Here is a 17528-nt window from a genome sequence, read left to right as displayed (position 1 = left end):
CCGTCCCGCGGTCCGAGGCAATGCTGCTCGGCTTCACATGGTAGACAGCGACAGGTTTTTGCCCATTCACCAGGCCCACATCGCCTGCGATCCGCTTAAGTCGCCGCCAATCAGCGGTACCGCGCCGAGCGACGAGCCAGGCGCCCGGCCCAACCAGAGAAGGTGTCCCAATAGGGGCACCGACGATGGGCGGGAGCACTCCCGATACCGTGACCCACCCAAACACGCGTTCAGCGCGCCAACCAGGCCGAATGGCTCTGCACGCCAAACTCCGGGTCGGGCGTGTCCGGCAGCACGGCCAGCATCTCGATCGAATGGCCATCGGGATCCTTGAAGTAGAGCGACAGGGCAGGCATCCATCCTATCACCACCGGCTCGGTCACAGGTTCGCCGTGAAACCCCAACGGTTGAATGCCTTGGGCCATGAGCGTCTCGCAACCAGAGATCACCGCGCCCAAGTCGCACCGAAAGGCAAAGTGCAGCGTCATGTTCAACGGCCCTGAACCTGACTGCCACAGCCCCAACATCCCCTTTTCCTTCTTCCCAACCCAAAAGAACGCAACCTTCCTGTCCGGCAGCACCTCGGCCAACTCCAACCCGAGTTTGTCGCGATAGAAAGCAACCGACCGCTCAAGATCTCGCACCGGAAGATGCGTTTCATATATCCCGAGAATATTCGCGCTCACGGCCGCCCCCCGCTTTTTTTGATCAAGATGCAGGCCTTACCTTGCGACCTCAAGCACACTTGAGATCAAGACAAAAAAAACGCCGGGCGCTTTGGGGCACCCGGCGTCTGCATTGCTGTATCTGGACCAGATCACATATTGGGATAGTTGGGGCCGTCGCCGCCCTGCGGAGTGACCCAAGTGATGTTCTGGCTGGGGTCCTTGATGTCGCAGGTCTTGCAGTGGACGCAGTTCTGGAAGTTCACCACAAAGTCCGGCTTGCCGTCCTTTTCGACCACTTCGTAGACACCTGCCGGGCAGTAACGCTGCGCCGGTTCGTCGAACTGGGGCAGGTTCACATTGACGGGGATGTTCGGGTCGGCCAGGCGCAAGTGGCAGGGCTGGCTTTCCTCGTGGTTGGTGGCCGCAAACGACACATTGGTCAGGCGGTCGAACGACAGGACGCCGTCGGGTTTCGGGTAGTCGATCGGCTGGTAGTCCGCTGCCTTGCCGGTCGAATCCGCGTCGTTTTTGCCGTGGCTGACAGTACCAAACAGCGAGAAGCCGAAGGTGTTGGTCCACATGTCCAGACCACCCAGCATCAGCGATGCGGTCAGGCCCCACTTGGACCAGATCGGCTTGACGTTGCGGACCTTTTTCAGATCGCTGCCGATGGGGCCGGTGCGCACTTCGACTTCGTAATCGGACAGCTCATCGCCCGAACGCTCGGCCTTGATCGCGTCATGGGCGGCTTCGGCCGCGGCCTTACCGGACAGCATTGCGTTGTGGTTGCCCTTGATGCGCGGCACGTTGACCATGCCGACCGAGCAGCCCAGCAGCGCCACACCAGGTGCCACCATCTTGGGCATCGACTGATAGCCGCCCTCGGTGATCGCACGCGCGCCATAAGCCACGCGCTTGCCGCCTTTGAGCAGGTCCGCGACGACGGGGTGGTGCTTGAAGCGCTGGAATTCCATGTAGGGGAACAAGTGCGGGTTCTTGTAGTTCAGGTGCACCACGAAACCGACGTAAACCTGATTGTTGTCCAGGTGGTAGATGAACGAACCGCCGCCCGCGTTCGAGCCCAAAGGCCAGCCCATCGTGTGGGTGACAGTGCCTTCCTTGTGCTTGGCCGGGTCGACTTCCCAGATCTCTTTCATGCCAACGCCAAATTTCTGCGGCTCTTTCCCGGCCTGCAGGTCGTATTTGGCGATGACTTCTTTGGCGAGCGAGCCACGGACACCTTCGGACAGGAAGACGTATTTGCCGTGCAGCTCCATCCCCGGTTCGGTGTTGGGGCCGTAAGACCCGTCCTGTTCCAGACCAAAGACACCGGCGACGACGCCTTTGACTTCGCCGTTGTCACCATAAACCAGCTCTGAACACGCCATGCCGGGGAAGATTTCGACACCCAGCTCTTCGGCTTGCTCGGCCATCCAGCGGCAGACGTTGCCCATCGATACGATGTAATTGCCGTGGTTGTTCATCAGCGGCGGCATGGGGAAATTCGGGATGCGGATCTGACCCGCCTCGCCCAGCATGTAGAAGTTGTCTTCTTTGACCGGAACGGTCAGGGGCGCGCCCTTTTCTTTCCAGTCCGGGATCAGCGCATCTAGGCCGCAGGGGTCCAGAACCGCGCCTGACAGGATGTGCGCGCCAACTTCCGAGCCTTTTTCCAGAACGACGACGTTCAGGTCTGCATCCAGCTGTTTCAGACGAATGGCCGCCGACAGACCCGCAGGGCCTGCACCGACGATCACTACGTCGTATTCCATCGCTTCGCGTTCAATCTCGGCCATTTGGTGGCGCTCCTTGGCTATCTTTTCGCTAGTGGCCCCGTTGGGCGCAATTTTGTTTCGTGGGTGATTACCCTTTGGGGGCCCCCAAGGTCAAATAAAACTGAGCGTCACATGCTGCATCGCGGCAATCAGGTCTCGGGTGTGTCGCCCATGAGATACCTTGGGCCGCTTCCGCGCTTTTTTGCCCGATCTTCTGGGTTGTACAGCCTGCAATTGGGCAGGCTGAGGCAGCCGCACCCAATACATCCGTCCAAATTGTCACGCAATCGCAGCAAAGTGTTGATTCGCTCGTCCAGATGTTTGCGCAGCCCTTTGCTGATCCGGTTCCAATCCGCCTTTGTTGGTGTCCGGTTGCCGGGCAGTCCGCTCAGCACCTCACGGATCTCAGGCAGGGACAGGCCAAATTGCTGCGCAATCATCACAAAACTCAGTCGCCGGATATCTGCACGCTGATAGCGTCGTTGCCCACCCGGGTTACGCCAGGGCGCGATTAGACCCTGATCCTCGTAGTACCGAATGGCAGAAACAGCCAATCCAGTTCGTTCGGCCAAAGCACCGATTGGAAGTCCGTCAGAAGGGGGCATAGTACCTCACAAAAAATAGCTTGACCTAAAGTTAGGTTTAGAAATTAGGCTACCTCAAGATCAACAAAGCTGCAAAGGAATTGAGCCAGATGACAGCCACTTTGGAACACACAAACTTCACCGTCGCCGACCCTCGCGCCACTGCCGCCTGGATGCACAAGGTTTTTGGGTGGAAAACCCGTTGGGAAGGTGACTCGCTGGCGGGTGGATACACTGTGCATGTCGGATCGGATGACAGTTATCTCGCCCTCTATGCACCAAAGGCCCCGCAAACCTCGCAAGAAAGCAGCTATGACATGATTGGCGGGCTCAACCACGTGGGGGTGCTGGTGAATGACATCAAGACGACCGAGGCATTGGTACGCGACGCTGGGTTTGAGCCGCACAATCATGCCGACTATGAGCCAGGACAAAGGTTCTACTTTGACGACGACAACGGCATCGAGTTCGAAGTCGTGTCCTACAAATAGGCCTTCGCCTGCGTGGCGACACGCTTGCCTCTTGCAATCTGCCCCGGGTTTAGGTCAGGTATCCTTCAACCCAAACAGTCGCCCCGGCGCTTTTTACGCGGCGGGGCGACAGATATTTTAAGTGGACCGGTTGCAGATGGAAAAGATCCCAATGACCCCGTCGGGGTTTGCAGCACTCGAAACCGAGTTGAAGCACCTGAAATCCGTTGAACGCCCCGCCATCATCGAGGCCATCGCCTCGGCGCGCGAATTGGGCGACCTGAAGGAAAACGCCGAATACCATTCGGCCCGCGAAAAGCAGGGCTTCATCGAAGGGCGCATCAAAGAGCTAGAAGGCGTTTTGTCCCTGGCCGAGGTCATCGACCCCGCCAAACTGAAGGGCACCATCAAGTTCGGCGCCAAGGTCACGCTGGTCGACGAAGACACCGACGAGGAAAAGACCTGGATGATCGTTGGCGAACATGAAGCCAACATCGAAAAGGGCCTGTTGAACATAAAATCGCCTATCGCCCGTGCTTTGATCGGCAAAGACGAAGGCGACAGCGTTGAGGTTCGCACCCCAGGTGGTGTACGATCCTACGAGGTTCTGAATATCGAGTTTTCCTAACGGATTGACGCCCATGTCCGGCCCCTCGCCCGACCCAAATTCTGCACAGCCCACGCCGCTTGGGATTTATGACAAGCCCAAGCAATCGGCCATCACGGGAATTGAACTGGCAGCCATTGCATTGAGTGTGCTGTGGCTGGGCGGTGCGATTGCGTTCTTTACGTTTGGACCGCCGATCGGCGAGCAATTGGGCGAGATCGGCTATCTGGTGGCAATGTTGGCCGTGTTCATGCCGGTGGCGATGATTTGGGTTGCAGCCACCGCGGCGCGGTCCAGCCGTGTGATGCGCGAAGAAAGCCAACGCTTGCAAACTGCCATTGATGCGATTCGACACGCTTATGTGACACAGCAGCAGCGTGCGTCGGTTGGACAAGAACCGTCCGTGGCCAAAAAGCTGGATGAGATTGCCGAAACGGCGCGCAAGACGGAAACCACATTGGCGACCTTCTCGACAAAGCGCCGTGATGGCGTGCGCCCTGCGCAAGCGGAATCCGCTGCTGCGGTTGATGATGCCGCAAATCAAGGTTCGCTTGAACTGGGAACTCCGGCCGAAGCCCTGTCGCCGCCCCTGCCGCAGGATGACTTCATTCGTGCTCTCAACTTCCCCGAAACCGCAGAAGACACTGAAGGGTTCGCAGCGCTCCGACGCGCACTCAAGGACCGCAAGGCTGCGCAGTTGATCCAGGCCGCGCAAGACGTGCTGACGTTGTTGTCACAAGACGGTATCTACATGGACGACCTGCGCCCCGACATGGCCCGCCCCGAGGTGTGGCGTCAGTTTGCACATGGTGCCCGTGGACGAGCTGTCGCCGCTTTGGGGGGCGTGCGGGATAGATCTTCGCTCGCTTTGACGGCGGGAAGAATGAAGCAAGATCCGATCTTTCGGGATGCGGCGCATCATTTCCTGCGTAAGTTCGATCAAATGTTTACGGATTTCGAGGCCGTCGCAGAGGATGCTGAGATTTCAGCACTCAGCGAAACCCGCACCGCGCGCGCCTTCATGCTTTTGGGCAGGGTGGCCGGTACATTTGACTAACACGTGAGCGTTTTTGCGGACGGCCCCCAGCCGTGTTTTGCAAGCCGCTATTGCCCATGCAGAATTTCGTGCCCCCGGCAAACACCTGAGAACGTCGAAAAACCTGAAAAGCCCGTCGGTTGCCACTTCTTGGAAGAAACGTAACCCGCTAGCTCATGGATCAAAGGCCATAGCTAGTGAATGGAATGAAACGCACGGGATCTCCTGGTTGGATTTGCCGCGCGCCGTCTTCGATCTCGATCAGTCCTTCGGCCCAACTGAGGCCGCTGATCCGCCCTGATCCTTCTGATTTGAAGGCCTCCACCTTGCCATCCCGGATACGGCCGCGCAGGTATTCACGCCTCCCCGGCTTTTTGCGCTTTTCGAACGCGGCAGGAAGCAAAAAGCCTTGCGGTTCGTTCCAGCCTGCCCCCGCCAACAGCGCCACTGCAGGCCGTGCAAACACCAGCGTACAGACCATGGCCGCGACCGGATTGCCCGGCAAGCCAAAGACGGGCCGACCTTGCCACATCCCCAATGCCAAAGGACGCCCAGGTTTCACCGCAATCCGCCATTCCTGCATCGCACCCGCTTCGGTCAACAGGGCTGATACGTGATCCTCATCGCCCGCGGACGCTCCGCCGCTGGTCAGGATGACGTCTGCCTGCGCCGCGGCGCTGTCGAGCGCCGCGCGCAGCGCAGCCCTGTCGTCTGCGACCCGGCCCATGTCGATTGTCTCTGCTCCAAATCGCCGAACCATCGACAGCAACATGGGACGGTTGGCATCAAATATCTGCCCCTCGCCCGCAGGCTGCCCGGGGTCCACCAGCTCATCCCCGGTCGAAATCACTGCAACCCGCAGCGGCTTGCGTACGTGGACTCGGGCCACGCCGGTCGCAGATAGCAGAGCCAGATCAGCAGGTGTAAGCACCCGTCCGGCAGTCAGCGCGACATCCCCTGCCACCACATCCTCGCCCGCCTTGCGGGCGTTGGCGCCTTGCTTGAGCGGGCCGCGAAAGGCGATTTGGCCGTCATTTGCGTTTACGTCTTCTTCCAGGATCACCGTGTCTACCCCCTTGGGAAGAGCCGCGCCTGTCAGCACCCGCAGCGCCGTTCCCGCAGGCACGGCACCGGCATAAGGCACACCCGCCGCCGCGCGTCCCTGCATCAGCGGCAGGACATGAGCACCTTCGGGCACAGCCCCAGCAAAACCATAGCCATCTACCGCAGAGTTTGCCTGTGGCGGGTTGGACCGCAGTGCGACCACATTCTGCGCCAAGATACGGCCCAAGGCATCGCCAATTGCCACGTCTTCAGCAGCTGTCACCGGGGTCAGACGATCCCGCAACAACGCCAAAGCCTCGTCCACCGGCGTCCAGTTCACGCCAGCAGGCAAGGCAAAACAATCATTCCGCAGGGGCGGTGGGCTCAGGTCAGTCATTTTTGCAGCGCCAGTTCAATCAAACGGTCCGTATAGCCAGTTCCAAAGATCCAAGCCTCTTCCTTGGCCACATCCGGAACCTGCGTCATCAATGTGTCGAACTCTTTGATCTCAAGCAAGGAGATCGCCCGGCTGAGCAATCGAACCTGCACCCGGTCGCGGATTTCCTGCGTCGATGCACCCTGCATCTCCTGTTTGACGGCTGGTTCGATCAGACCTGGCCAAACCTCGGCCAGCACCACCCCGGCGTCATGGCAGCCCTCAAACGGCCAGACGGCCACATCACCGCGCCTGCGCAGTCGAGCCAAGACCGGCAAACCCATCAGAATCTGACTGCCCACCGTGGGATTGTAGAACAGTTGAAAACAGCTCGATGCCGCCTTGGCCTCCAGGTCGGCCGCGCGGCGCTCGGCCACCTGATCGAAGGGAATGCCCTTTTTGACATATGGGATATCCGGCCAGCGATCCTTGTGCGGTTTACCCCAGAACGGCCCCGGCCCATCGAACAGGTGGTTGATCTGCTGAGCCACATCAAAGCGATTGTTGTTGCCCCTGTCGTCATCATCTATCCGCGTCTCAAGCCAATCCCACAGCGCAAAGGGATCATTCGATCCGGTAACACGGCGCGCGAACCCTTTTGGATAGCCAAAGGGGAAATCAAAACCCGCAAACACGCGTCGCCCTGCGGCTGTTTCCGCGTCAAAGAACTCGGCCAGCCACGCCTCGGCCTCTCGCCGGTTGCGGCAGTATACCGGTTCGTCCGACGTCCCTGCCCGCGCGATGCCGATCCAGATCGCGTCTTTCGTGGGCTTTACCGGGCGACGTTGCCCTGCTGACCAATCCACCATCAGAACCGTATCAAACGGCCTCACAAATCAACCTCTTGCGCGATGAAATCTGCAATCGCGGCGGTGTCATCCAGATCAAACACCGGCCGCTCCAAATCCAGAGCCGTGTCACTGGCCACCGCTCGGATCTTGGGATCGTTCGGCGCGATCAACTCGTTGCCCGACGCCTTGCGAAAGGTCTCGATCTTGGGATGAGCTTCACGCTTGTACCCCTCGATCAGCACCAGATCGACCGGGTGGAGCCGACCCAGCAATTCAGCAAGGGGCGGTTCGGACGCACCGCGCAGCTCTTGCATGATAGCTACACGGTTTCTTGAGGCCAAAACCACCTCTTGCGCACCTGCTTGCCGGTGGCGGTGACTGTCGGTGCCGGGGTGGTCCACATCCGCGCTGTGGTGCGAGTGCTTGATCGTCGAGACGCTCAACCCGCGCGCGGTGAACTCGCTCACCAGCCGCTCCATCAACCCGGTCTTACCCGAGTTCTTCCACCCCGTGACGCCATAAATCTTCATAGCATCGTCTCGGCCTGCGCGAGGTCTTCGGGTGTGTTGATGTTGAAGAATGCGTTGTCGTCAAAGGGGGCCGAGGCCGCGCCGTGCTTGTCGGTCCACAGCACCACCTTGCGCAGCCCATCCTGAAGTGCCGCGCGCAAGTCGGCCCGCAAGTTGACGGGCCAAAGGCCAAAGGTCGGGTGCCGATTCATCCGCCCCTCTTCATGGGTCGCCGCCAGAGCAATCGGCGTACTGGCGCGCTCAGCGGCACGGGTCAGACGCTCAGTCAGATCTTCGGGAAAAAACGGCGTGTCTGCGGCAGCTGTTACGATGTGAGTGAAACCCTGATCCGCAGCATATTCCATCCCCGCCAGAACACCGGCCAACGGTCCCGGATAGTCGGCCAGGCTGTCAGGCACCACGGGCAGACCATATTCAACAAACCGCTGCGGATCGCCATTGGCATTCAGCACCAACCTGTCCACCTGCGGCCCTAGCCGGTCAATAACGCGATCCAGCAGGCTGCGCCCACCCAGGACCAAAGCGCCCTTGTCGCCACCGCCCATCCGGCGGGCCTGGCCCCCGGCCAGGATCACTCCGAGAGGTTGTTGCATTCACTTATTCTCCGGCACTTTTTCTACGGTGTTTCTTGTCCTCGACCGGCACGCTGGCTGGATCGACGTCGCGCACCACGCGATCTTCACCCGACAGACACACGAACCGCTGTCCGCGCATCCGGCCGATCAGGGTCAGGCCGACCTCGCGCGCGATCTCAACGCCCCAGGCGGTGAAGCCGGACCGCGAGGCCAGCACCGGGATACCCATCATCGCGGTCTTGATCACCATCTCGGAGGTCAGCCGTCCAGTGGTATAAAGGATCTTGTCTGACGCCCCCTCACCCGTGGACAGCATCCAACCCGCGATCTTGTCGACGGCGTTGTGGCGGCCAACGTCTTCCATATAAACCAAGGGTTTGTTTTCGTGACACAGCACGGTGCCATGGATCGCTCCTGCCTCCAGGTAAAGTGACGGGGTGCGGTTGATCTTGGCAGACAGGCCATAGAGCCACGAAGTGCGGACCTGCACCGCGGGCAGGCGCACGTCCTCGAGCCCCTCCATCATATCGCCGAACACAGTCCCAACAGCGCAACCACTGGTGCGGGTCTTCTTCTTGAGCTTTTCCTCATAGGATGTCTCTCGCTCGGTGCGTATCACAACGGTTTCGAGGTCGTCATCATAGTCGGTGCTGGTGATCACATCATCAGGCAGCAACATGCCCTGATTGCGAAGAAACCCAAGTGCCAGGTACTCGGGATAATCCCCGATCGTCATCGCGGTCACGATTTCCTGACTGTTGAGGAAGATCGTCAGGGGGCGTTCTTCGACCACGGAAATCTGTGTGGCCTGCCCGTTCTGGTCGAACCCTTCGACCGCGCGGGTCAACCGCGCCGCGCCCGGATCGGGGGCAATGATATAGTCCGACAGATCGTCCGAGATAGCCAATTGCAACCCTTCCCCAAGCCCGTTACCTGTTTCGAGCTTAACTTAGGATTTCCTCATGGCATTCACCACATCGAATTCCTTTTACTGGAAAGGCTTTCGCGACGGTTCGCCCTTTGTGCTGGTCGCGATCCCCTTTGGCACCCTGTTTGGCGTTCTGGCGACCGAGGCCGGATTGGACATCGTGCAAACCATGACCTTTACGGCCACGGTCTTTGCTGGGGCGGCACAGTTCACCGCACTTCAGTTGTTGCAGGAAGAGACGCCGACCCTGATCGTCCTGGCCTCGGCCCTCGCAGTGAACCTGCGGGTGGCGATGTATTCGGCGGCGCTGACACCGTATCTGGGCGGGGCGCCGCTATGGCAGCGCGCGGTAGCAGCCTATTTCGTGGTGGATCAATCCTATGCCTGTTCGACGGTTCAGTTCGAGAAAGAACCGGACATGACGGTGCCGCAAAGGATGGCTTATTTCTTTGGCTCGATCTCTCCCATCGCGCCGCTTTGGTATCTGTGCACCTATCTGGGCGCGGTGCTGGGGACGCAGATCCCCGACAGTTGGGCGTTGGATTTTGCGCTGCCGATCACGTTTCTGGCGATGCTGGGGCCGATGCTGCGCACCCTGCCCCATGTGATCGCGGCACTGGTCGCGATTGTTGTGGCGCTGTTGACCACGGCGGTGCCCTATAACTTGGGGCTGTTGATTGCCGGATGCATCGGCATGATGGCGGGCGCACAGGCCGAGGTCATGCTGGAACGCAGAAAGGTGCAGGCATGAGCAGCATCGACCCCACCACAATGTGGATCGTGATCGTCGGCATGGCGGTCGGCAGCTTTGTCCTGCGCTTTGTCTTTATCGGCTTTGTCGGCGATAGAGCAATGCCACCCTGGCTTCTGCGTCATCTGCGCTATACTGCCGTCGCCATTCTGCCTGCGCTGATCGCACCGCTGGTGGTGTGGCCCGCCGCAACCGGAGGCCAACCAGACCTGCCCCGAACCAGTGCCGCCACTGTGGCTTTGGTGGTGGGCCTGCTCACCAAGAACGTGATCGCCGCGATCTTTTCCGGTGCGGCAACGCTGTATGGATTGCTATACCTGATTGGCTAGGCCGGACTCGGGGCCACTCCCGCCCGTCGTTGATGCCCCTGCGGGACATCGCCTCCCGTTGGGCCGAGCCTCGCTGCGCTCGGCTGTTGGCGCTAGTGGCGAACCTGTCACCCCAAGCGAGGCCGCGCCGGGCTTTGCCCGGCGCCCGGCCCAAAGCCGTTAGCGGTGCTGACGCAGTCAGAATCGCTCGGGTGCGGGAGCGCTACGAATCCCGTAGCTACATGAGCACACAGCAGGTTACGAAAAAGGTGAACGGATCAACCACCTGCCGCCGCTTGGGCGTTCAGCTTGGCGTTGTTCTCGGCCAGGCCCTTCTGCAGATCGGCATCGTCGTCCTCATAGTACCGCTCAGTCTTCACGCCCGGCATCTGCTCGAATTGGTCTGACAGGTCGGTTGGCTGGAACCCCGACTTGATGCCTGCGAACCCCGGTACCTGTTGCAGCAATTGCGAAGTCGCGCTGGCGCAAAAAGCGCCTGGAACCGGGCCCATCTGCTTGGCCAGTTGATACGCCATTTCGGCCTGTTGAGGCGTAACCTCGATCTCTTGCACCACAACGTGGTGGGTCGAGCGCGCGTGTGAGGCGCGATAAGCCTGCTCCACCGCTGGGGTGATGCCATAAAGAACATCATTTCGCTCTGGCACAATATCGGCCTGGAACGAGCCCGCGGGATCGAAAATGATCCGCTCCCGCGCGTTGATCATAAGCGAGGTATGTCCACCGCTGCCGGTGCGGTTGTTGATCATGGTGTAAAGCGTCAGCGTCGCCGGGCCAGGGTCGCGATATGACACCGCAGCAATCTGCGTATCAGTGGCCTGCGGGCCGCGCGTCGAGGCGCAGCCAGCCAACCCAAGCGCAAGCGCGCCGACCAGAAGGAAACGAAACACGCTTTACTCCGCGATCAGATCAGGACGCGAATACAGCGAGAAACAGAAGGATACCGAAGATGACAACACAGGACCAAGTGCAGAACTTGATGAACGCGTTGTACATTGCGGTTTGATCGGTGATGTCCATTTCGCCGTGCTTGTGATCAGCCATGGGTCTTTTCCTATTCGTCTCAATTTTCCGTTGGATACTGGATTTGAAAGCCCCTGTCACCACGTCATTCGCGCGCAGGGCCAATCGCATCCAGAACCGTGCATTGAGAGTACCCGAACCCCCATCGCCAAGGCAGGCCTGAACACGGCCCGCCCCCGAACCGCACGGCCAGATACATTGCCTCGGCGATGGTTTCATAAGCCGCCTCGACAGTCTCAGGCTGCACGTCATAATGCTCAGCCACCTCGTCGACCCGCAGCGAGCCGGTACGTTTTACGCAGCTTTCCAAGGCCTTGTCCGCCGTCAGACGGGCGTCATAACTGTCTTCCGCAGTCTCCGCTGCGCCCGCATTGTGATAAGCACGATCATGAATGACGCAGCAGTTTTCCCAAGGTGGGATCTGATCATGGGCATCCGCAAAATCGGGGAAGTTACGCGCCACCACGCGCCAACTGGACGACAGGCCACCCGAGCAGCCGTCGGTTTCAAACGCGACCAACTCCGAGTCCGCGCGAATCGACATCAGGGCACGGTGCGCAGGCATTTCAAAGGCGCGCGTCACATTGCTCTCTTCTGCTGTGACGGGCAAAGGCAAAGCCATAAACCCGGCAATCAAAAGTCTACGGGCTGGTGTCACGGTAATCTCCGCTTGTCAGGTCCAGCCCGAGCTCCTCGGTCATCCACAACAGCATACGTTCGGTCGGGGTCAGGCCCGCGCGGAACTCCAATACCTGATGGGCCAGCGCGGGTTCATCCGTGATCAACCCGTCCACACCCAGGGAAATCATCTTGGACATCTGCAAGGGATCATTCACGGTCCAGACATACAAATCCTTGCCCGCTGCATTGGTGGCGTTAACCATGGACACATTGGCCATCCCCGCATTCACGGCCAGGAAGTCGCCCTCAAGCGCGGTCAGATCGCCCACACCAGTGGCCGCCAGAACCCCCGTCCGCCATTCAGGTCGCAGTTCGCGCATCTTGAGCACGGCCGGATACTTCAGCGACATGACCGCGATTTGATCCTGCATCCCCAGCTCTTCTACGATCGCTATCACACGGTTTTCCAAATCCACATCGTGACCGTAATACTTCAACTCGATCAGCACCTTGGATTTGCCCCGCGCGGCTTGCAGGACGTCGTGCAGCGAGGGTGTGCGCTCGCTGGAAAACGCCGGGTCGAACCAGCTGCCGATGTCGATCTCGGCCAGGTCCGCCATCGTCGCGTCCCAGATCGTCAGGCTGACGCCTGCCAGTTTCATGAAATCGCTGTCGTGCATGACAACCACTTCGCCGTCTGCTGTTTCCTGCACGTCGATCTCGACCCAATCGGCCTCGTCCCCGATGGCCTTGACGACCGAGGCCATGGTGTTTTCCGGACGCGATCCAGCGGCGCCACGATGGGCGATGATCTCGACCTCATCGTCGGCTTCGACGGATTTGAGCAGCCCGTTGCCCATCCAAATGCCACCGACCATCGCAACGATCCCGACCCCAACGGTCAATGCCAGCCGCACCCGCAGGCTCCCGCCATCTGTGGTTTCCGGAGCTTGCAATCGCTGCCCTTCAAAGAACCCGTCAAGGAGAACAGCCAGAGCCCCAAGGGCCACGGCAGACAGGACGATCAGAGCTAGCCCCCAAAGCAGCACAATTGCCATCGACAAGGTCAGCGCCGTTTTCAAATGCCCCTCAGTTATTGGAATCAGGTTGATCGCCAGCCCCGCAACAAATGCGATCACCAGTGAGATCGCCAATCGCACGGCGACCCAAATCACCAACTCGATCTTGAGCCGCGTTTGCTTGCCCTGCATCCGAATGCGGCTTTCGTCAAAAGCATCGCGGGGGCGGATACCTTCGAACAGGACCAGATGCAGCGCAAGCGCCCAGCTCGACAGGCGCAGCAACAGGACGAACGCTAACGCCAACAGGATCACGGCAACAATGCCCGCCGCTGCCAGGAATGAGGGCGGCTTGTAGGTCAGGTAGTAGTTGATGTCATAGTCCCCGGTGGCCCACAGCATGATCACGCCAGCGACCAGTGCGAAAGGCGCAACCAGCAGCAGCACGCGCAGCACAAACAGCAGGCCAAAAACCAACAGCTCTTTCACGTGGCTGACGACAAACCCAAACGCCGCCCAGGATGTGCGCCAGCGGTCGGTCCCATCATAACGCAGGCTGGTGCTCATCACCGCAAAGCTTAGCACCTCGACCGTCAGCAGAATGCTCAGAACGACCAGCGTCGCAAGGAACCCGACGGGGGTCAGGATGAAATAGGCGATGTCCTGATCGGTCAACGCCGGCTGATCCGAGAGCGAGACTGCCAAGTTGATGGTCGCCGCCATGCCGGGCGCGATCAACGCATAGGCCAGCAGGCGCAGCGCCATGTAAAGTGGTACAAACACCCGGCGTCTGGCCCAGGCCTGTGCATAAGCCTCTGTTACCGTGGAATAACGCGACACGAAAATCTCCCCTTCAATGCAGGCATTGAACGATGGGAAGCCGACCAAAGCAAGGGAAAGACTGCAGAAACCTCCGCCATCTGAAATGCGCCCCGTCTCGCGGTGTTGTCGAGGCGAACCCATCTCTTTGCGGTGCCGCGCCGCGCGTCAGCGCGGCGCCCGGCCCAACGGGAGGAGGGCATCTTTGATGCCTGATCGACGGTCGGGAGCGCCCCTGAACTGAGACGCACCAACCCAGCGAACCCTGTGTCAGCCCTCGTCCGAGGCTTCCAGGTCGGCTGCCAAGCGAAAGCCGATGCGCGTGGCGGGCGTGTCTTCCTTTGGTTTGGGCAGGGCCCGCAGCATCACATTCAACTGGCTCACGTGTTGCACCAACTGTGTGCGGACACCGTTTGAATCGCTGCCATAGAAGGTGATGATATCCGGATCGAAATATCCCATTCCCTCGATCCGCAGCACCCCAGCGTCACCGCCGGTGAATCCCATGGCGACCTCATGCTCACCGTCCAGCTGCTCTTCAAAGCTGCGTATGTAAAGGATCAGCCGCTCATAGGCCCAGCGCGACGGGCTTTTGGCCTCCGCAGGTTTTTGCAACTGAGCAGGCACCGGGCCCAGCTTGGGTTGACGTTCAGGGTCTGCATGGACCTCGTGATGGCGCGGCAGAGCCGCTGCTTCTGCCGCTTCTGCCGCCGTTTCGATCTTGTCGTCCATGCTATTGTCCCTGAATTTAGTCTTTGCGCTGATACAGCCAGGCCCCATCCTCACGACGGGTCCGGATCACCGCTCCGATATGGTAGAGGTGGTTCACATGCGCAACGGCCTCGACCAGGGCCAGGCCATATTCACCCTCTCCAATGGTGCGCTTGAACAAGGGCGCAAAACATTCGGACGCGGTTTTTGGTGTGTCCAGATGGTTCAGCAGGCGTTTCAACGCGCCATGGTGATTGTCGATCAACTGGCGCATCCGCATCGGCAGTCCAGTAAAGGGTAGCTTGTGGCCGCCCAGCGCCAGATGATCCTCTCGCGCCAATGGGGCAAGCCGCTCGCAGGCCTCAAGCCATTCGGCCAACGGATCAGCCAGCGGTTCAGTTGCATAAACACCGATGTTGGGACTGATCGAAGACAGGATCTGGTCGCCGGTGATCACCAGATTGTCGTCCCGGCTCCAGAATGTGGCATGTTCAGGCGCGTGGCCGTTGCCCATATGCACGTCCCAATCGCGCCCGCCCATGCGGAACACGTCACCCTGCTTGATCCGCCGGAACCCCAGTGGCATCGGGTAGACCATATCCGAGAAATTGAACGGACGATCCGCTATCCGCTTGGCCAGGATTTCGGCATCCATGCCCGCCGAACGGTAATAATCCAGCGTCTCTTCCGGCCAGTTTTCCTGAACGTCCAGCGTCAGCATGCGCGAAAACAGCCACGCCGTGCGCGTTGTGACCAGTTCGGCCCCATGCTCGGCCTGAAACCAGCCCGCCAGCCCCATGTGATCGGGGTGGTGGTGGGTCACCACCACGCGTGACACAGGCTTGCCGCCCAGCGGTCCAGCCATCAACTGTTCCCAGATGGCGCGCGATTTCTTGGACGCGAACCCGGTGTCGATCACGGTCCAGCTGTCACCCTCGTCCAAAGCATAGACATTGACATGGTCCAGCTTCATCGGCAGCGGCAACCGCATCCACAGCACGCCCTCGGCCACTTCGATGGCCTCACCCGGTGCCGGTGGTGTGTCCCAAGGGTATCGCATCGCCAGCGTCTGCGCCCCGTCCATCAGGCGACCAGCTCGTCGATGGTCAAACCATAAACATCGGCCGAGCCGTTCTGCGCCTGCGCCAGCAGACCAGTGTGTTCCGGCAACAGGGCGTTGATATAGAAACGCGCCAGCTTTTCACGCGGGCCACCCGGATCGGCCAAAGCGGCCACCAGATGATAGTGGCCACCCAGAACACGCGCAAAGGCTTGCAGATAGGGAACTGCGCCAGCGAAACGATCGTTCAAATCACCTTGCGCCACCAGCCATTCAGTTGCCTCGCGCAGGGTTTCCGTGGCTTCCCATACCGGACCGGCGAGTTCCGGCACCGTGGCACGGGCGCGCTCGGCGTGATCTTCGATCTCGTCCAGCAGCTTGGCCGCAGCCTCTCCCCCGTCCATCATCTTGCGTGCCACAAGATCCATGGCTTGGATGCCATTGGTGCCCTCATAAATCGCGGTCACGCGCACGTCGCGATAGAACTGCGCCGCGCCGGTTTCTTCGATAAAGCCCATGCCGCCGTGCACCTGCACACCTGTCTCGGCCACGCGCATTCCCGTCTCTGTGCCAAAGGCCTTGGCAATCGGGGTCAGGAACGCCGCACGCGCCGCCCACTCCGCATCATCTGTGGCGGTTTGCATGTCGATGGCTGCCGCGCAGTTCAGCAGGATTGCCCGCGAGGCAAAGACGTCAGCTTTCATGCTCATCAGCATCCGGCGCACGTCGGCGTGGTCCACGATCGTCCCGCTCGGTGTCTTGCCCTGCTTGCGCTCCAGCGCATAGGCTAGCGCGTGCTGATAGGCGCCTTCGGCAACACCAACACCCTGGCCGCCAACACCCAGGCGCGCATTGTTCATCATGGTGAACATGGCGGCCATGCCGCCGTGCTCCTTGCCCACAAGCCAACCCTTGGCGCCATCAAACTGCATAACGCAGGTTGGCGAGCCATGCAGACCCATCTTGTGCTCCAGGCTCACCACCTTGAGGCTGTTGGCGACGCCCGCCTCGCCATTGTCGTCGGGTAGGTGCTTGGGCACAATGAACAGGCTGATGCCCTTGGTGCCAGGCACCCCATCCGGCAGGCGCGCCAGAACCAGGTGGCAGACGTTGCTGGCAAAGTCATTATCACCCCAAGAGATATATATTTTCTGCCCGGTCACCGCATAGCTGCCATCGCCATTGTCCACGGCTTTGGAGCTGAGTGCACCCACGTCCGACCCGGCCTGAGGTTCGGTCAGGTTCATTGTGCCCGACCATTCACCCGACATCAGCTTGGGCAGAAACAGCTCCTTGATGGCATCGCTGGCATGATGTTCCATCGCTTCGATCTGCCCCTGGCTCATCAGCGGCGCAAGTTGCAGCGACAGGCACGCAGCGCTCATCATTTCGTTCACAGCAGTGGTCACGGTCATCGGCAGGCCCATGCCGCCATACTCGGGATCACCACTCATCCCGATCCAGCCCCCTTCTGAAATGGCTTTCCAGCCATCTGAATACCCTGGCGACGTGCGAACAACACCGTTCTCCAGGCGCGCAGGCTCCAAGTCGCCGGGACGCTGTAAGGGCGACATCACCTCTTCGCACATCTTGCCAGCCTCGGTCAGGATCGCATCGACAACATCGTCCGAAGCTTCCGAGAATGTCTCGGTCTCCGCAATCTGATCAAAGCCTGCTACATGGCGGAGCAAGAACTGGTAGTCGGTGACTGGTGCGCGATAGGGCATTGGTTCCCTCGGATGTTTGGGCGGTGC

The 17528-nt window shown here is 60.1% G+C and carries 20 protein-coding genes; 5 read left to right on the top strand and 15 right to left on the bottom strand.

Annotation, left to right across the window (positions count from 1 at the left end; all coding sequences use genetic code 11):
* Positions 1 to 230 precede the first annotated feature (230 nt).
* The 3 genes from TRM7615_RS06490 to soxR all read right to left on the bottom strand — a co-directional run bounded on the left by TRM7615_RS06490 (position 231) and on the right by soxR (position 3048).
* The gene (locus TRM7615_RS06490; protein ID WP_235824036.1) at positions 231 to 686 is read right to left on the bottom strand and encodes a VOC family protein; all 456 of its coding nucleotides are present in this window, start codon (positions 684 to 686) and stop codon (positions 231 to 233) included.
* Between the two features lie 131 nt (positions 687 to 817).
* Entirely contained in the window at positions 818 to 2464 is a 1647-nt protein-coding gene (locus TRM7615_RS06485; protein WP_108786098.1) for an electron transfer flavoprotein-ubiquinone oxidoreductase, read from the bottom strand.
* Between the two features lie 128 nt (positions 2465 to 2592).
* Entirely contained in the window at positions 2593 to 3048 is a 456-nt protein-coding gene (gene soxR, locus TRM7615_RS06480; RefSeq protein ID WP_108786097.1) for a redox-sensitive transcriptional activator SoxR, read from the bottom strand.
* A gap of 89 nt (positions 3049 to 3137) precedes the next feature.
* On the opposite strand from soxR, the gene TRM7615_RS06475 reads away from it, so the two are divergent.
* The 3 genes from TRM7615_RS06475 to TRM7615_RS06465 all read left to right on the top strand — a co-directional run bounded on the left by TRM7615_RS06475 (position 3138) and on the right by TRM7615_RS06465 (position 5161).
* Entirely contained in the window at positions 3138 to 3518 is a 381-nt protein-coding gene (locus TRM7615_RS06475) for a VOC family protein (protein WP_108786096.1), read from the top strand.
* Positions 3519 to 3654: 136 nt separating this feature from the next.
* Positions 3655 to 4125, top strand: a complete 471-nt coding sequence (greA, locus tag TRM7615_RS06470) for a transcription elongation factor GreA (protein WP_108786095.1) — start codon at positions 3655 to 3657, stop codon at positions 4123 to 4125.
* Positions 4126 to 4138: 13 nt separating this feature from the next.
* Entirely contained in the window at positions 4139 to 5161 is a 1023-nt protein-coding gene (locus tag TRM7615_RS06465; protein ID WP_108786094.1) for a hypothetical protein, read from the top strand.
* A 160-nt stretch (positions 5162 to 5321) separates the two neighbouring features.
* On the opposite strand, the gene TRM7615_RS06460 is transcribed toward TRM7615_RS06465, so the two are convergent.
* Genes TRM7615_RS06460 through TRM7615_RS06440 form a run of 5 tightly spaced genes read right to left on the bottom strand, consistent with a single transcriptional unit; the run spans position 5322 to position 9429 of the window.
* Positions 5322 to 6581: a molybdopterin-binding protein gene (locus tag TRM7615_RS06460; RefSeq protein WP_108786093.1), complete on the bottom strand. Its 1260-nt coding sequence runs from the start codon at positions 6579 to 6581 to the stop codon at positions 5322 to 5324.
* Positions 6578 to 7453: a hypothetical protein gene (locus tag TRM7615_RS06455; RefSeq protein WP_108786092.1), complete on the bottom strand. Its 876-nt coding sequence runs from the start codon at positions 7451 to 7453 to the stop codon at positions 6578 to 6580. Before TRM7615_RS06455 ends, TRM7615_RS06460 begins: the two co-directional genes overlap by 4 nt.
* Positions 7450 to 7941 (bottom strand): molybdopterin-guanine dinucleotide biosynthesis protein B, encoded by a 492-nt coding sequence (gene mobB / locus TRM7615_RS06450; protein WP_108786091.1) that lies wholly within the window; start codon positions 7939 to 7941, stop codon positions 7450 to 7452. Before mobB ends, TRM7615_RS06455 begins: the two co-directional genes overlap by 4 nt.
* Positions 7938 to 8534: a molybdenum cofactor guanylyltransferase MobA gene (gene mobA / locus TRM7615_RS06445; protein WP_108786090.1), complete on the bottom strand. Its 597-nt coding sequence runs from the start codon at positions 8532 to 8534 to the stop codon at positions 7938 to 7940. The genes mobB and mobA overlap by 4 nt, the downstream gene beginning before the upstream one ends.
* 4 nt (positions 8535 to 8538) lie before the next feature.
* Positions 8539 to 9429 (bottom strand): formate dehydrogenase accessory sulfurtransferase FdhD, encoded by an 891-nt coding sequence (locus TRM7615_RS06440; protein WP_108786089.1) that lies wholly within the window; start codon positions 9427 to 9429, stop codon positions 8539 to 8541.
* 49 nt (positions 9430 to 9478) lie between these two features.
* Here TRM7615_RS06440 and TRM7615_RS06435 point away from each other — a divergent pair, with 49 nt between their 5' ends.
* Positions 9479 to 10195: an AzlC family ABC transporter permease gene (locus TRM7615_RS06435; RefSeq protein WP_108786088.1), complete on the top strand. Its 717-nt coding sequence runs from the start codon at positions 9479 to 9481 to the stop codon at positions 10193 to 10195.
* Positions 10192 to 10524 carry an AzlD domain-containing protein gene (locus TRM7615_RS06430; protein WP_108786087.1) on the top strand — a complete coding sequence of 111 codons (333 nt, stop codon included), beginning with the start codon at positions 10192 to 10194 and terminating at the stop codon, positions 10522 to 10524. The genes TRM7615_RS06435 and TRM7615_RS06430 overlap by 4 nt, the downstream gene beginning before the upstream one ends.
* 257 nt (positions 10525 to 10781) lie before the next feature.
* Here TRM7615_RS06430 and TRM7615_RS06425 read toward each other — a convergent pair whose 3' ends face one another.
* The 7 genes from TRM7615_RS06425 to TRM7615_RS06395 all read right to left on the bottom strand — a co-directional run bounded on the left by TRM7615_RS06425 (position 10782) and on the right by TRM7615_RS06395 (position 17501).
* The gene (locus TRM7615_RS06425; protein ID WP_108786086.1) at positions 10782 to 11411 is read right to left on the bottom strand and encodes a hypothetical protein; all 630 of its coding nucleotides are present in this window, start codon (positions 11409 to 11411) and stop codon (positions 10782 to 10784) included.
* A 19-nt stretch (positions 11412 to 11430) separates the two neighbouring features.
* Positions 11431 to 11565: an aa3-type cytochrome c oxidase subunit IV gene (locus TRM7615_RS06420; RefSeq protein WP_085797357.1), complete on the bottom strand. Its 135-nt coding sequence runs from the start codon at positions 11563 to 11565 to the stop codon at positions 11431 to 11433.
* A 64-nt stretch (positions 11566 to 11629) separates the two neighbouring features.
* Entirely contained in the window at positions 11630 to 12202 is a 573-nt protein-coding gene (locus TRM7615_RS06415; protein WP_235824035.1) for a hypothetical protein, read from the bottom strand.
* Positions 12186 to 14024 (bottom strand): glycerophosphodiester phosphodiesterase, encoded by a 1839-nt coding sequence (locus TRM7615_RS06410; protein ID WP_108786472.1) that lies wholly within the window; start codon positions 14022 to 14024, stop codon positions 12186 to 12188. The genes TRM7615_RS06415 and TRM7615_RS06410 overlap by 17 nt, the downstream gene beginning before the upstream one ends.
* 249 nt (positions 14025 to 14273) lie before the next feature.
* On the bottom strand, positions 14274 to 14735 hold the full coding sequence (locus tag TRM7615_RS06405; protein ID WP_108786085.1) for a DUF6173 family protein: 462 nt from the start codon (positions 14733 to 14735) through the stop codon (positions 14274 to 14276).
* 16 nt (positions 14736 to 14751) lie between these two features.
* Entirely contained in the window at positions 14752 to 15798 is a 1047-nt protein-coding gene (locus tag TRM7615_RS06400) for an MBL fold metallo-hydrolase (RefSeq protein ID WP_108786084.1), read from the bottom strand.
* Positions 15798 to 17501: an acyl-CoA dehydrogenase gene (locus TRM7615_RS06395; RefSeq protein ID WP_108786083.1), complete on the bottom strand. Its 1704-nt coding sequence runs from the start codon at positions 17499 to 17501 to the stop codon at positions 15798 to 15800. Before TRM7615_RS06395 ends, TRM7615_RS06400 begins: the two co-directional genes overlap by 1 nt.
* Between the last annotated feature and the right edge of the window lie 27 nt (positions 17502 to 17528).

This window comes from Falsiruegeria mediterranea M17, from assembly GCF_900302455.1.
GTDB classification, from domain to species: domain Bacteria; phylum Pseudomonadota; class Alphaproteobacteria; order Rhodobacterales; family Rhodobacteraceae; genus Falsiruegeria; species Falsiruegeria mediterranea.
This window is presented reverse-complemented; position numbering and strand designations above follow the sequence as displayed.